The sequence below is a fragment of the Novosphingobium sp. BL-S-32 genome (genome assembly GCF_056857055.1).
In genome coordinates this window covers 1,306,540-1,320,598 of record NZ_CM166476.1, presented here as the reverse complement: position 1 = coordinate 1,320,598, position 14,059 = coordinate 1,306,540, and the positions used below count along the sequence as shown (strand labels likewise).

At 65.6% G+C, this 14,059-nt stretch carries 13 protein-coding genes; 10 read left to right on the top strand and 3 right to left on the bottom strand.

The annotated features are described in order from the left end of the window. The 6 genes from AC1VVK_RS06070 to AC1VVK_RS06045 all read left to right on the top strand — a co-directional run bounded on the left by AC1VVK_RS06070 (nucleotide 1) and on the right by AC1VVK_RS06045 (nucleotide 5,301). Complete coding sequence (locus AC1VVK_RS06070) at nucleotides 1-957, top strand: Gfo/Idh/MocA family oxidoreductase (protein WP_482904764.1); 957 nt, start codon at nucleotides 1-3, stop codon at nucleotides 955-957. Then, entirely contained in the window at nucleotides 957-1,946 is a 990-nt protein-coding gene (locus AC1VVK_RS06065) for an aldo/keto reductase (RefSeq protein WP_482904763.1), read from the top strand. The genes AC1VVK_RS06070 and AC1VVK_RS06065 overlap by 1 nt, the downstream gene beginning before the upstream one ends. A 40-nt stretch (nucleotides 1,947-1,986) precedes the next feature. Continuing rightward, the gene (gene fdhD, locus AC1VVK_RS06060) at nucleotides 1,987-2,823 is read left to right on the top strand and encodes a formate dehydrogenase accessory sulfurtransferase FdhD (protein ID WP_482904762.1); all 837 of its coding nucleotides are present in this window, start codon (nucleotides 1,987-1,989) and stop codon (nucleotides 2,821-2,823) included. 93 nt (nucleotides 2,824-2,916) lie between these two features. Then, complete coding sequence (locus tag AC1VVK_RS06055) at nucleotides 2,917-4,134, top strand: toxic anion resistance protein (protein WP_132386971.1); 1,218 nt, start codon at nucleotides 2,917-2,919, stop codon at nucleotides 4,132-4,134. An 18-nt stretch (nucleotides 4,135-4,152) separates the two neighbouring features. Beyond that, nucleotides 4,153-4,860 carry a hypothetical protein gene (locus AC1VVK_RS06050; protein ID WP_482904761.1) on the top strand — a complete coding sequence of 236 codons (708 nt, stop codon included), beginning with the start codon at nucleotides 4,153-4,155 and terminating at the stop codon, nucleotides 4,858-4,860. A gap of 72 nt (nucleotides 4,861-4,932) precedes the next feature. Further along, a complete protein-coding gene (locus tag AC1VVK_RS06045) occupies nucleotides 4,933-5,301 on the top strand; it encodes an EthD domain-containing protein (protein ID WP_482904760.1) in 369 nt (122 codons plus the stop codon). A gap of 172 nt (nucleotides 5,302-5,473) precedes the next feature. Here AC1VVK_RS06045 and AC1VVK_RS06040 read toward each other — a convergent pair whose 3' ends face one another. Continuing rightward, the gene (locus tag AC1VVK_RS06040) at nucleotides 5,474-6,265 is read right to left on the bottom strand and encodes an SDR family oxidoreductase (protein ID WP_482904759.1); all 792 of its coding nucleotides are present in this window, start codon (nucleotides 6,263-6,265) and stop codon (nucleotides 5,474-5,476) included. A 198-nt stretch (nucleotides 6,266-6,463) separates the two neighbouring features. Here AC1VVK_RS06040 and AC1VVK_RS06035 point away from each other — a divergent pair, with 198 nt between their 5' ends. From AC1VVK_RS06035 to AC1VVK_RS06020, 4 genes are read left to right on the top strand one after another with little or no spacing between them, the layout of a single operon-like run. After that, entirely contained in the window at nucleotides 6,464-7,177 is a 714-nt protein-coding gene (locus tag AC1VVK_RS06035) for an SRPBCC family protein (RefSeq protein WP_482904758.1), read from the top strand. Further along, nucleotides 7,174-8,043: an FAD binding domain-containing protein gene (locus tag AC1VVK_RS06030; RefSeq protein ID WP_482904757.1), complete on the top strand. Its 870-nt coding sequence runs from the start codon at nucleotides 7,174-7,176 to the stop codon at nucleotides 8,041-8,043. Before AC1VVK_RS06035 ends, AC1VVK_RS06030 begins: the two co-directional genes overlap by 4 nt. Beyond that, complete coding sequence (locus tag AC1VVK_RS06025) at nucleotides 8,040-8,531, top strand: (2Fe-2S)-binding protein (protein ID WP_482904756.1); 492 nt, start codon at nucleotides 8,040-8,042, stop codon at nucleotides 8,529-8,531. Before AC1VVK_RS06030 ends, AC1VVK_RS06025 begins: the two co-directional genes overlap by 4 nt. Beyond that, complete coding sequence (locus AC1VVK_RS06020) at nucleotides 8,528-11,251, top strand: xanthine dehydrogenase family protein molybdopterin-binding subunit (protein WP_482904755.1); 2,724 nt, start codon at nucleotides 8,528-8,530, stop codon at nucleotides 11,249-11,251. Before AC1VVK_RS06025 ends, AC1VVK_RS06020 begins: the two co-directional genes overlap by 4 nt. A gap of 217 nt (nucleotides 11,252-11,468) precedes the next feature. Here AC1VVK_RS06020 and AC1VVK_RS06015 read toward each other — a convergent pair whose 3' ends face one another. Both AC1VVK_RS06015 and corA read right to left on the bottom strand, forming a co-directional pair. Continuing rightward, nucleotides 11,469-12,287, bottom strand: a complete 819-nt coding sequence (locus AC1VVK_RS06015; protein ID WP_132386955.1) for a ferredoxin--NADP reductase — start codon at nucleotides 12,285-12,287, stop codon at nucleotides 11,469-11,471. Nucleotides 12,288-13,071: 784 nt separating this feature from the next. Then, nucleotides 13,072-14,037 (bottom strand): magnesium/cobalt transporter CorA, encoded by a 966-nt coding sequence (gene corA / locus AC1VVK_RS06010; protein WP_132386953.1) that lies wholly within the window; start codon nucleotides 14,035-14,037, stop codon nucleotides 13,072-13,074. Between the last annotated feature and the right edge of the window lie 22 nt (nucleotides 14,038-14,059).

Sequence of the window (14,059 nt, the reverse complement as noted above, 5' to 3'; positions counted from 1 at the left end):
ATGCGTATTGCCCTCGTCGGCGCCGGCGCTTTCGGTGAAAAGCACCTCGACGGCCTCAAGAACATCGACGGCGTAGAGATCGCCTCGGTCATCAGCCGCTCGGCCGAACAGGCTGCCGAAGTCGCCGCCAAGTACGGCGCGCCGCATTCCGGCACCGATCTGGCCGAAGTGTTGGCCATGCCCGATGTCGATGCCGTGATCCTCTGCACCCCCACGCAGATGCATGCCGAACAGGCCATCGCCTGCATGAACGCGGGCAAGCACGTTCAGGTCGAGATCCCGCTGTCGGACACCTGGGCCGATGCCGAGGCGGTTGTCGCGAAGCAGAAGGAAACGGGTTTGGTCTGCATGGTCGGCCACACCCGCCGCTTCAATCCTTCGCACCAGTACGTGCACAACAAGATCACTGCGGGTGAGTTCAACGTCCAGCAGATGGACGTGCAGACCTACTTCTTCCGCCGCAAGAACATGAACGCCAAGGGCCAGCCGCGCTCGTGGACGGACCACCTGCTGTGGCACCACGCCGCGCACACGATCGACCTCTTCGCCTATCAGTCGGGCAAGATCGTCGCCGCCAACGTGCTGCAGGGCCCGAAGCATCCGGAACTGGGCATCGCCATGGACATGTCGATCCAGCTGAAGGCTGAGACAGGCGCGATCTGCACGCTCTCGCTCTCGTTCAACAACAACGGCCCGCTCGGCACTTTCTTCCGCTACATCGGCGACAGCGAGACCTACATCGCGCGTTACGACGATCTGGTGAACGGCCGTGAAGAGCCGATCGACCTCACCGGCGTCACGGTGTCGAACAACGGCATCGAGCTGCAGGACCGCGAATTCGTCGCCGCCATCCGCGAAGGGCGTGAGCCCAACTCGTCGGTCGGCAAGGTGCTCGATTGCTACCGCGTGATCGGCGAGCTGGCCGCGAGCCTCGAAGCACAGGACGGCTGGTCCTGATGACGAAACGCCTCCTCGCGGGCCGTCCGGTCCACTCCGTCGGTCTCGGCTGCATGAATGTGGCCTGGGCCTACGGCAATCCGCCGTCTCGCGAGGAGGCGGTCGCACTGTTCCGCCACGCCCTCGACGCAGGCTGCGATCACTTCGATACCGCCAACATCTACGGCATGGGTCTCAGCGAAGAGATCTTGAGCGAAGCGATCATGGACCGGCGCCGCGAGTTCCTGCTGGCCTCCAAGACCGGCATCCTGATCGACGGTGCCCGCCGCGGCATCGACTGCGCGCCGGAGAGCATCACCGCCTCGCTCGACGCCAGCCTGAAGCGGCTCGGCACCGATCACATCGATCTGTTCTACATGCACCGTTTCGATCCGAAGGTGCCGATTGCCGACTCGGTGGGCGCCATGGTGCGCGCGATGGAGGCGGGCAAGATTGGCGCCTATGGCGTGTCCGAATGGTCCACCGCGCATATCCGTGAGGCGCACGCAGTGCATCCGGTGGCGGCGGTGCAGACCGAATATTCGCTCTGGACACGCAATGTCGAACTGGGCGTGCTCGATGCCACGCGTGAACTGGGGATCGCGCTCGTCGCCTTCTCGCCCGTCGCGCGTGGGGCGCTGGGCGGTGAGCTGACCGATGTGAACACGCTCACCGAGAAGGACCTGCGCCGCAGTTTCCCGCGCTTCATCGGCGAGAACTGGGCGCACAACCTTGCGCTGATCGAGGAGTTCGACGCGCTTGCCTCGTCGATCCGCGTCACCCCGGCTCAGCTGGCGCTGGCCTGGGTGCTGTCGCGCGGCGACCATCTCCATGCGATTCCCGGCACCCGCTCCATCGCCCACTTCGACGACAATCACGCGGCCGCCGCGCTGGAAATCGACGCGGGCATTCTGGAGAAGGCGGGCGAACTGATGAATCAGCAGACCATTGCCGGTCATCGCTACCCGGACATGATCAAGCCCACCATCGACACCGAGGACTACGTGTGATTGCGTGACCTCGTGAGCCGGTCGGGCTAAGTTCGCCATTATGAATGGCGCACAAACGATCCGGCTCAGCCGCAACAGCTATCGCACCGGGACGGAAGAGGCCGAGCGCTTCGCCGTCCCGGTCGAGGCGCCCATCGCCATCGAGACCAACGGCATCGCTTATGCCGTGATGATGGCCACCCCCATCGAGATCGAGGATTTCGTCACCGGCTTCCTGCTCGCCGAAGGACTGGCGGCGGCGGGTGAGATTGGCGACGTGGCTGTCCATCCGGTCGAGAACGGCGAATGGGGCACGGGCTACGTTGCCCGTGTAAACCTGCCGCCGGAACGCCTCTCGCTGATAATCGATCGCGCGCGCAGGCGCACGGGCGACAGTTCCTGCGGGATCTGCGGCATCGAAGGTGTGGAGGCTGCCTTGCGCCCCCTGCCAACCCTCTCGCGCCAAAGCGCGGCCAGCCCGGAGGCGATCCGGCGCGGGCTCGACGCGCTGGATGCGGCGCAGCGATTGGGCCGCGAAACCCGCGCCACCCATGCCGCCGCGTTCTGCAACGAGGAGGGCATGTTGCTGGCGATCCGCGAGGATGTCGGCCGCCACAACGCGCTCGACAAGCTGATCGGTGCGTTGGTTCGCGGCGGCATCGATCCGGCGCAGGGCTTCGTCGTCATGACCTCGCGCTGTTCCTACGAACTGGTCGAGAAGACGGTCCGTGCAAGTATTCCGCTGCTCGTGACGATCTCCGCCCCCACCGATCTTGCGGTGCGCCGGGCCCACGCGGCGGGGCTCTGGCTCTGCGTCGTGGCGCGGGACGATGCCATGCTGGTCGTCACCGATACCCAGCCTTCCGACGAAGGGGGCACGCCGCTCGTCGAACCGTAAATGGGGGGCTTCCTGTTTTGCTTGTAGTTTTTTCGGTCGAACCTAGATTCGCGAGAGACGACTGCAATTCTTGAAGGACGGGGATTTTCTTCCATGGCGACGACGACCGATCAGGCGACCGCGGGCGAGCTCAAGCTGACCCCTCCCGATCCGGTGCCGGTGGTCCAGCCCGAGCGGGCGGCCGGTCTCGTGCCCGTGGGAGACGAGCAGCGCTCGAAGTTGCAGACGCGCGTCGATGAATTCGTCGACGATCTCGTCTCGCAGGACGTGAATTCGCCCGATTTCGGCCGCCGGGTCGACCAGATCACCAATATGGGCCGCAAGGAAATCGCCGAGGCTTCGGGCCAGTCCAACCGCTTCCTCGACCGCCCGGTGCGCGCGATGGACAAGGATGCGGGCGTCGGCGCCGACCTTGCCGAACTGCGCCGCACGGTGGAAGACCTTGACCCCTCGACCAAGGGCGACCTGCTCTCGCGCCGCAAGATCTTCGGGATCATCCCGATGGGCAACAAGCTGCGCAACTACTTCGACAGCTACCAGAGCGCGCAGGGCCATATCGGCGCGATCCTCGCCCGTCTTCAGGGCGGCAAGGACGAGCTGCTAATGGACAATGCCGCCATCGATGTGGAGCGCCAGAACCTCTGGGCAGCCATGGGCAAGCTCGAACAGATGATCTTCATGTCGAAGGCGCTGGACGAGACGCTGGAGCAGAAGGCCAACGACCTCGACCATACCGATCCCGCCAAGGCCAAGGCCGTGCGCGAATCCGCGCTGTTCTACGTGCGCCAGCGCACGCAGGACCTGCTGACGCAGATGGCCGTATCGGTGCAGGGCTACCTCGCGCTCGATCTGGTCAAGAAGAACAATGTCGAACTGATCAAGGGCGTCGATCGCGCCTCTACCACTACGGTCGGCGCGCTGCGCACGGCGGTTACGGTGGCGCAGGCGATGGCCAACCAGAGGCTGGTGCTGGACCAGATTACCGCGCTCAACACCACCACGGCAAAGATCATCGACGGCACCGGCCAGATGCTGAAGGACAACACCGCGCGCATTCACGAGCAGGCGGCGAACTCGACGATCCCGCTGGAAACGCTCAGCCGCGCGTTCCAGAACATCTACGACACGATGGATTCGATCGACACCTTCAAGATGCAGGCGCTCGATTCGATGAAGCAGACGGTGCAGTCGCTGGAAGGCGAAGTCACCAAGTCCAAAGCCTATATCGCCCGCGCACAGGGGCAGGCCGAAGGCGCCGCCGCGCTGGGAGACAGCAAGACCGCGAAGGCGCTGCTGGAGGCGCTCGATTGAGCCTGCTAGACTAGTCTCATGCCGCAAACGTCTCGCAATGCCGTGAATCAGGACATCATCCGCGCCGCCCGCCGCCAGCGGGCAGCGCGGCTCTACAACGCGCGCAAGGAGCGCTGGGCGTTCCGCTGGCGCCGATTGCGCCGAGCGTTCCTGGCGGTGGCGGTCATCTTCATCGTTGCGCTGACCACCGGGCTGATCCTCGGCGGACTTTCCTTCACCACCACGGTGCTGACCACGCTGCTGGCTTTCGCGGTGTTCTGTTTCCTGTCGATCTACCCGTCGAGCCCGCGCCTCAACGTCGGCGATCTCGGTAACGCGACCCTGCCGGAACTGGCAGGGTCGACCGAGATCTGGCTGGAAAACCGCCGCCGGGCATTGCCCAATGCGGCGGTGGACGCGGTGGACATGATCGGCGTGCGTCTCGAACAGATCGCCCCGCAGCTCGCCGCGCTGGAAGAGAAGGGCCCCGCCGCTTACGAAGTGCGCAAGCTGCTGTCCGAGCACCTGCCTTCGCTGGTGGACAGCTACACGCGGATCCCGGCGGAACTGCGCAACAAGCCGCATGCGGGCGGCACGACGCCGTCAGAGCAACTGGTCGAGGGGCTGGGCGTGATCGCCGGGCAGATCGAGGCGATGAGCCTGGACCTTTCGCGCAACGACCTTGATGCGCTGGCCACGCGCGGGCGCTTCCTTGAGGCCAAGTACATCGACTCGCGCGACGAATAGGCGCTATCGCTCCGGCGGTTGGGCCATGCCGGGGCCGGATGTTACGCCGCTCTCCTATCCGGGAGAGAAGGCATGGCTGGCACAGTGTTCAAGATCCTGTTGTTCATGAAGCGCAGGCCCGACCTGACGCCGGAGCAGTTCCGCGATTACTACGAAACCCGCCACGCCCCGCTGGCCGAGCGCTATTCGCAGGGCCTCTCGCGCTATGTGCGCCGCTATCTCGAACCACAGGTCCATCCCGAGACGGGCGCCTTTACCGATGGGCCCGATGTCATCACCGAACTCTGGTTCGAGGATGAGGCGACCTTTCGCGGCACCCTGCGCTACATGACCACCAGCCTGATGCCCGAGGAAATCGTGGCGGATGAGGCGAACCTGTTCGACCGCACCTCGTTCCGGATTGCGACGGTGGTGGAATGCGAGAGCGACATGAAGGCGTGAGAGGCGGTAGAATGCGGGTTCAGGTTTAACTCTACCCGCAAAAACTACGTCATCCCCGCGAAGGCGGGGATTCCGCTTTCCTTCCTCGCGGCGTGGCAAAAGGCAGCGAGGCCCCCGCCTTCGCGGGGGCGACGAGAGCTATGGGCGAAAGGGCGGCTCCGCCCCTCGTAGTTTAAATCCCCAACCGCCCCAGAATCCCGCCATCCACCTTGATATCGCACCCGCTGATATAAGAAGCCCCCGGCGAACACAGGAACTCCGCCACCGAGGCAATCTCGTCGCCCAGACCAAGCCGACCTGCCGGAGTCATGGTAATCATCTGCCGCATCTGTTCGCTGGATTCGGCTTCGGCCTGGCTCATCGGCGTGTCGATGAAGCCCGGTGCGATCGAGACGATGCGCAGGCCGCGCGCGCCGAACGCCGCAGCCTCGCGGCCGACAAGACCGATCACCGCGCGCTTGGACAGCGTGTAGCCCATGCCCGGATTGACGGCGAAGCGCTCGATGCCCTCGCTGCCCTTGCCGGCGAGCAGGTCGCGCACCGCGTCCACCATGGCCGGATCGCTGAGCAGATAGCCCGACATCGACGAGATGAGCACCGCGCAGCCGCCCTTTTCGAAGCGCGGCAGCAGCGCGGCGACAAGGCGCTCGGTGGCGAAATAGTTGACCTCGAGGATCCGCAGCGGGTCCGCCATGGTGGGCGAGAGCCCGGCGGTGTGCACCAGCGCGTGAAGCGGTGCATCGCCCAGCACGGCGACAAGATCCTGCGGGAAGGATGCGGCGGAAATGTCTCCGGCTAGCGTGGTCACTCGGGCGCCCTCGCTGCGCAGTTCCTCGGCGAAGGCCTCAAGCTTGTCGGCATTGACGTCGCACAGCAGCAGCGGGCGGCCCTGCGCGGCGAAGCGCCGAGCGCTGGGGATGCCCATGCCGCCGGCGGCTCCGGTGATGATGACGGTTGCGCTCATGGCTCTCCTCCTGCCTCCTTTGCGGGGCTTTGCGGGCAGAGTGGTAATCGCAGCGCAGCATCGCCGCCAGCGCCCGGACCTTTCATCGCCGGGGGGAATAAGATACAGTACCGCTCATAAGTCTTGCGAAAGACAACCGGATCGCGTTCAATCCGCCACCGGATAAGACGGCGAACAAGCGGACGGGGAGAGCGCGGGATGCAGATGACGGGCGAGCAGCGGGTCGCGGCGCCGCGCCGGAAGGTGTGGGAGGCGCTGAACGATCCGGCGATTCTCGCCCGGAGCATTCCGGGCTGTCAGTCGCTGGAACGGGACGGGGAGAACCGTTTCGTGGCAGCGGCGGAAGTGAAGATCGGCCCCATCGGCGCGCGGTTCAAGGGTGCGGTGGAACTGTCCGATCTGGACGCGCCGAACGGTTACACGATCACCGGGTCGGGCAACGGGGGCGTTGCCGGCACGGCGAAGGGGGGAGCGAAAGTAAGGCTGAGCGACACGGCGGACGGGGGAACGCTGGTCGCTTACGAGGTCGATGCCGAAGTGGGCGGGCGCATGGCGCAGCTCGGCGGCCCGATCATCGATGCCACGGCGAAGAATCTTGCTGGCAAGTTCTTCGCGAAGTTCGGGGAGGTCGTTGCGGGGGGCAACGCACCCGCCGAACCCGGGGTGACGGCACCTGCCGCAGCGGTCGGGGGACCTGCGGCAGGTGCCGTCGTTTTGGCGCCATCCACGGTGATGGCGACGACGGCGGCGGGCGGGATCTGGGGCTGGACGGCGGCGCTGGTCATGGCCGTTTTGGCCGGTTTCCTGCTTGGCTCGGCGCACATGCAGGTGGAAATGCTGGTGGTGCTGGTCCTGCTGATCGTCACTGCGGCCGCCGCCTTTGAGGCGGGCCGCGGCGGAGCGCGGCGATGAAGCCCGCGCCTTTCGACTATGAGCGCCCCTCCAGCATAGAGGAGGCCTGCCGCATCCTCTCCGAAGCGGGCGGGGGAGCCACCGTGATCGCGGGTGGGCAGACGCTGATGCCGCTGCTCAACTTGCGGATGAGCCAGCCCTTCATTCTTCTCGACATCGGCCGGATCGCGGCCTTGCAGGGCGTCACCCGCGCGGAGGGCGGCACGCGCGTCGGCCCGATGACGCGGCAGGCCGATGCCTTGGCCGATCCGGTGCTGGCGGCGCATCTGCCCGCGCTGGTCACGGCACTGGGTCATGTCGGCCATCACCAGACGCGCAATCGCGGCACTGTGGGCGGCTCCGTGGCACTGGGCGAACCGGCGGCGGAAATGCCCGCTACGGCGGTGGCACTGGGGGCCCGGCTGGAGATTACCTCGACTCGCGGCACCCGCGTTGTCGATGCCGCCGACTTCTACATCGGCCCCTACATGACCGCGCTGGAGCCGGACGAACTGCTGACCGGGATCATCTATCCCGACTGGCCGGACGGGCACGTTGTGCTGTTCCGCGAAGTGGCGCAGCGGCCCGGCGACTTCGCGCTGGTCGGCATGGTTGGCGCGGCGGTGGTCGAGGCCGATACGTTGACCCGTGTGGGTCTCGCATGGTTCGGCATGGGCCCGACGCCAGTGCGGATGCGGCAGGTGGAGGCGGCGCTGACCGGCGCCTCGCTCTCCGCGCTCGATCCGCGTGCCATGGCCGAACTCGCCGTGGCGGACACCGCGCCGTTCGACGATCACCACGCCAGCGCCGAATATCGCCGCACGGTCGGCCGCCGCATTTTCGCGCGGACCTTGCGCGAAGCACTGCAACTGAGGGAGGCGGCATGAGCGAGCACGCCATAGCATTGACGCTCAACGGCCAGCGCCGCGACGCGGTGGTGGAGGCGCGCACCAGCCTTGCCGATTACCTTCGGCTCGATGCGGGGTGCACCGGCGTCCACCTCGGCTGTGAGCATGGCGTCTGCGGTGCCTGCACAGTGATGGTGGACGGGCGCGCGGTGCGATCCTGCCTGATGCTGGCGGTTCAGGCCGATGGCAGCACCGTGACGACGGTGGAAGGCCTCGCCGCGCCGGACGGCACTTTCCACCCCGTCCAGCAGGCCATGCGGGAGGCGCACGGGTTGCAATGCGGGTTCTGCACCCCCGGCGTGCTGATGACTTTCGCCGCGCTCACCGGCGGGGAAGCGAAAGCGAGCGAGGACTCGCTGGTTTCCGCGATGAGCGGCCACATCTGCCGTTGCACCGGCTATCAGGGCATCCGCCGCGCCGCCAAGGCGCTGGCCGAGGGCACTGTCGGCGCGGGAGCGGTTGAATGAACGCCCCCAATTCCAACCTCGGCGCCACCCGCTGGATCGGCAAGCGCGTTCCCCGAAAGGAAGACCCGCGCCTGCTGACCGGGCGCGGCCAGTTCGTCGATGACGTGACGCTGCCGGGGATGTTGCACGTCGCTTTCGCGCGCAGTCCGATCGCGCGTGGGCGGATCGTCTCGATAGACACTGCAGTCGCGCGTGAGATGCCCGGCGTCCATGCCGTGCTGACCATGGCGGACCTTGCCGCGCGGCCGATCAAGCTGCTCTCGTTCTTCTTTACCGAGGCGGAAGTCCCGATCACGCCGCTGGCGGACGGTTATGTGTCCTACGCGGGTGAGCCGGTGGTGCTGGTCGCCGCCGAAACCCGCGCACAGGCGGAAGACGCCGCCTCGTTGGTGGAGATCGAGTACGAGGAACTCGATCCGGTCGTCACCATCGCGCAGGCCAAGGTGGCGGCACCGATCCATCCCGGCATGGACAGCAATGTCGCGGCCGAAATCGGTGACGAGGAGATCGAGGACGAACTGGAGGACAAGCTCGCCGGGTCGGCGCTGCGCCTCAGCCACCGGATCGTCCACCAGCGCATCTCGCAATCGCCGATGGAAACGCGCGGAGTGCTGGCCTCGCGCGACGGGCCGGAGGAACTGACGCTCTGGATCACGTGCCAGAGCCCGCATCTGGTCGCGCGCTGGGTCAGCCTTGCACTCGGCTTGCCGGATACCGCGATCCGGGTGATCGCCAAGGACGTGGGCGGTTCTTTCGGCCTCAAGAACCATCCGTGGAAGGAAGAGAGCGCGGTGATCGTCGCCGCGCTGCTCATGGGCAAGCCGCTCAAGTGGATCGAGGACCGATACGAGGCGTTGACCGCTTCCAATCAGGCGCGCGAGGCGGAAATGACCTTGCAGGCCGGGTTCGACGCGCAAGGGCGGCTGACCGGATCGCACGGGATCTATGACTGCAACAACGGCGCGTTCCCGCAAGGGGCGGACAGCAATATCGCCGTGCACATGTTCGTCTGGGCGGCCTATCGCGTGCCCGCCTATGCCTTCGTTTCGCGCGGGTGGTACACCAATACCAACGGCCTTGCCGCCTATCGTGGGCCCTGGGCGATGGAATCGCTGGTGCGCGAGACCATGCTGGACCGGGCCGCGCGGCAACTCGGCATCGATCCGATCGAGATCCGGCGGCGCAATCTGGTCTATCTGAAGGACCAGCCCATGGTCACCTCGATGGGCATTCCGCTGGACGACATCACGCCCGGCGAATGCCTCGAAAAGCTCCTGGATCATTTCGACATGGCGGCGTTCCGGCGCGAACAGGTGGCAGCGCGGGCGGAGGGGCGCTATCTCGGCGTGGGGATCGCGTCCTATGTCGAGCCGACCGGCTCGGCCGGATCGATGGCGCCGATGACCGGCGAACTCGCGCAAGTGCGGATCGAGCCGACCGGAAAAGTCACCGCCACGCTCTCCACCCATTCGCAGGGCCACGGCACGGCAACGACGATGGCCCAGTGCATCGCCGACCGCCTGGGCGTCCGCTACGAGGACGTGACCGTGTTCGAGGGCGATTCCGCGCGCGGCGGCTTCAGTCCCGGCGCGGCGGGCAGCCGGCAGGGCGTGATTGCCGGGGGCGCGGCGATCCGCTGTTCGGAAATGCTGGCGGACAAGGTCCGCACGCTGGCCGCCCACTTGCTCAACGCCAGCATCGAAAGCGTGGTGATCGATGAGGGCACGGTGCGCGTGGAAGGTGCGCCGGAAATGGCCCGCCCGCTCGCGGAGATCGCCGCGATTGCCTATGGCGAGCCGGACCGTCTGCCCCCCGGCTTCGAAAGCGGGCTGGAAATGCAGTTCCGCTATCAGCCGCCGCCGATGACCTTCACCAGCGCCACGCATCTGGCCGTGGTGGAAGTGGATGCGGAGACCGGCTTTGTGAAGATCCTGCGCTGGATCTCCTCGGAGGACTGCGGGACAGTGATCAATCCTGCCGTGGTCGAAGGGCAGATTTCCGGCGGTCTGGCGCAGGCCATCGGCATGGTTCTGCTGGAAGAGATGCCTTACGACGGGCGCGGCAATCCGCAGGCGGCGACGTTCAAGGACTACATGCTGCCGTCGATCAGCGACGTGCCGACGTTCGAATTCGTTCATGCCAACACGCCGTCCAAGTCCATCGGCGGCATGCGCGGCGTGGGGGAGGGCGGGGCGATCATCGGGCCGCCGACTTTGGTGAACGCCATTGCCGACGCGCTCACGCCCTTCGGCGAACTGGGCGATGTCGTGCTGCCGCTGACGCCGGCGCGCATTCTCGACGTGATCGAGCAGCGCGACGTTTCCGGTGTCCACGCGCCGGAGCCGGTGAAGGTTGAGGCGATGGTTGCGGAGCCTGTCGCGGTAGTGTCGGAGCCGGTGGCGGAAGCACCTGCGCAGTCTTCGGCTGGGCCGGAGGGCGACTGGAACATGATCTTGAAGACGCCGATGGGTCCGCAGGCGATGGTGGCGCACTTCGATGTCGAGGGCACGGCGCTCAGTGGCTATCTCTCCGCGCCGGAGGGGCGGCAGGATTTCGCCGGAGGCACGGTGGAGGGCAACCGGCTGCGCTTCGATCTCAAGGTCGAGAAGCCGATGAAGATCACGCTGAAGTACGATCTGGAGATCGGCGGCGACACCATCACCGGCAAGTGCAAGATGGGCATGTTCGGCTCGGCCAAGGTGACCGGCGAAAGGGCTTAACGCTCGGGTATTCCACCAAGTATGCCAACCCAAACCACCCCGTCATCCCCGCGAAGGCGGGGATCCCGCTTCCTGTCTCCTTACGCCCACGTTGCCAAAAAAAGCGGGGCTCCCGCCTTCGCGGGGGCGACGGGGATTTTGGTATGCGGGGGTGGTGAGCACAAAAGAAAAGGGGCGCATCGCTGCGCCCCTTTTCGTATTCGGTCGGTCGATCCGATCAATCAACGAACGCGCGTTCGATCACGAAGTCGCCCGGCTTGTTGTTCGAACCTTCCTCGAAGCCCGCGGCTTCAAGGCTGTGCTCGAACTCGCGGATCATCGCCATCGAGCCGCAGAGCATGATGCGGTCGGTCTCGGGATCGAGCTTGGCCGGGCCGCGAAGCTGCGGGATGAACAGGCGGCCGTCCTCGATCAAGTTGCCGATGCGGCCCTGCGTGTGGAAGTCCTCACGCGTGACGGTCGGCAGGTAGTGGAACTGCAACAACGCCTCGTCGGCGATCAGCGGATCGTCGGCCAGCTGGCTTTCCAGTTCGGTGCGGAAGGCCAGATCGCTGACGCGGCGGACCGAGTGGACCAGCAGGATTTGCTCGAAACGCTCGTAGATGTCCGGATCGCGGGCGAGACTGAGGAACGGCGCGAGGCCGGTGCCGGTCGAGAACAGGAACAGGCGCTTGCCCGGGCGCAGCGCGTCGGCGACGAGCGTGCCCACCGGCTTGCGGCCGAGGTAGATCTGGTCGCCCGGCTGGATCTGCTGCAGACGCGAGGTCAGCGGGCCGTCCGGCACCTTGATCGAGAGGAACTCCAGTTCCTCGGCATAGGCCGGGCTGGCGATCGAATAGGCGCGCAGCAGCGGTTTGCCGTTGTCGCCCGGCAGGCCGATCATGATGAACTCGCCCGAGCGGAAGCGGAAGGTCGAGGGGCGGGTGATCTTGAAGCTGAAGAGGTGGTCGTTCCAGTGATGGACCGACAGCACTTCCTCAACCGTCAATGCGCCGGTGGGGGTCAGGGTCGCCGTATCGGCGGCGCTATCGCTCATTACTATCGAATCCTTCGGAAAAAATGCTGTGTCCGGGAAATACTGTCGGCGGCGGTGTCTTCTTGGGGCGTTTAACCCTGCATTACAGGGCATGAAGTCGCCGCGCAGACCGTGATCTGGTCCGCAGGCCGAACAGGATCGCCTCGTCCTCGCCAATGATGCGCCCATTCATCGGCGTGAGTCGAAACCGTTCGCGCGAATGACCTGTCATACGCGGCAAGGCAAGGCGAAAATGGGCGGCCGAGGCGGCGGCGCGCCTGCGCGGAACCCGCGGCAAAGCGCCGATGGTCAGGCTGGCGGGGGCAGTCAAGGAGCGGGCATGCGTGACGGCAGGCGCAAAACGCCTGCATCTGCGCGGGTTTAGCGCCCTCGGCCCGGCGACTGCATGCATGACTCACTCCTTGGCGAAACTCGTTATAGCTAATGATAACCAGTTGCAATAATGGAGCGAGGATTTCTAACAGGCGGCCAAGCAGGGGTTTTGCGGGGGCGAAAGGGGCGGAAGGAGGTCCATTCCGTTTCGGCCATTCCGTTCGGCCATTCCGTTTCGGAGTGCCCCAGCCTTCGTCATTGCGAGCATAGCGAAGCAATCCAGGGGTGTGCCAAGCGGCTCTGGATTGCTTCGCTATGCTCGCAATGACGAAAAGGGGGACGTCGACGACCAGAGGGTTTTTCAGGGACGAGGCTAAGGAATGTGGGCCGGATGCCCGGAACCGCGTTCAGGTCCGGGCGTTTCTTATGCGTGTCCCCCGATGGCTCTGGGTGCCCGGCAATTTGCCGGTGCCTAGAGCCATTTCGTATGGCGGAACCACGCATAGAGCATGCTGCACAGCAGCAGGATCGCGCCCAGCACGCCGTAGTAACCGTAGCGGAAGTGCAGCTCGGGCATGAATTCGAAATTCATGCCGTAGATCCCGGCAATCGCGGTCGGCACGGCGAGAATCGCGGCCCAGGCGGCAAGCTGGCGGGTGATCTCGCTCTGCCGCTGCGATTCCAGCAGGTGGCTGACTTCGAACACCGACGTGAGCACTTCGCGCAAGTTTGCCACCATCGATTCCACGCGGCGCACATGGTCCAGCACGTCGCTGAAATAGGGCTTCACTGCGGCGTCGAGGAACGGCATGTCGAGGTGGACGAGCTTGCTGCACACTTCGCCCATCGGGCCGAGCACGCGCTGGAAGCGGATCAGCTCGCGGCGCAATCCGAACAGGCGCATGACCTGCTCGCGGTCGAGGAAGGCGTCGAGCGCCTGCTGTTCGATCTCCAGCACTTCTTCCTCGATGGTCTCGACGATCGGCAAATAGCCGTCGACGATGAAGTCGAGAATGGCGTGGAGCACATAGTCCACGCCGTGCGATAGCAGCGTCGGCGCGGCTTCGAGCTGGGCCCGTAGCTCCGTATGCGCGCGTGCAGAGCCGTGGCGGACCGAGATCACGTGATGCTTGCCGACGAACAGCGAGGTTTCGCCGTAAGCGATGGCGTCGTTCAGCAGGTGGGCGGTGCGGGCGACGACGAAAAGCTGGTCGCCGTAAACGTCCACTTTGGGCAACTGGTGCGCCTTGAGCGCGTCTTCCACGGCGAGCGGGTGCAGGCCGTACGTCTTCTGCACGGAGCGCAGTTCAGCCTCGGTCGGCTCGTAGAGGCCGATCCAGACGAAGTCCCCCTCCTGCCGCATCGGTGGGCAGCTTTCGAGTGATACGGGCTCGGCGGGGCGGCCCTTGTGGTAGAGTTGGGCGGCAATGACGGTCATTCTTGGTCCCGAAACAAGGGAT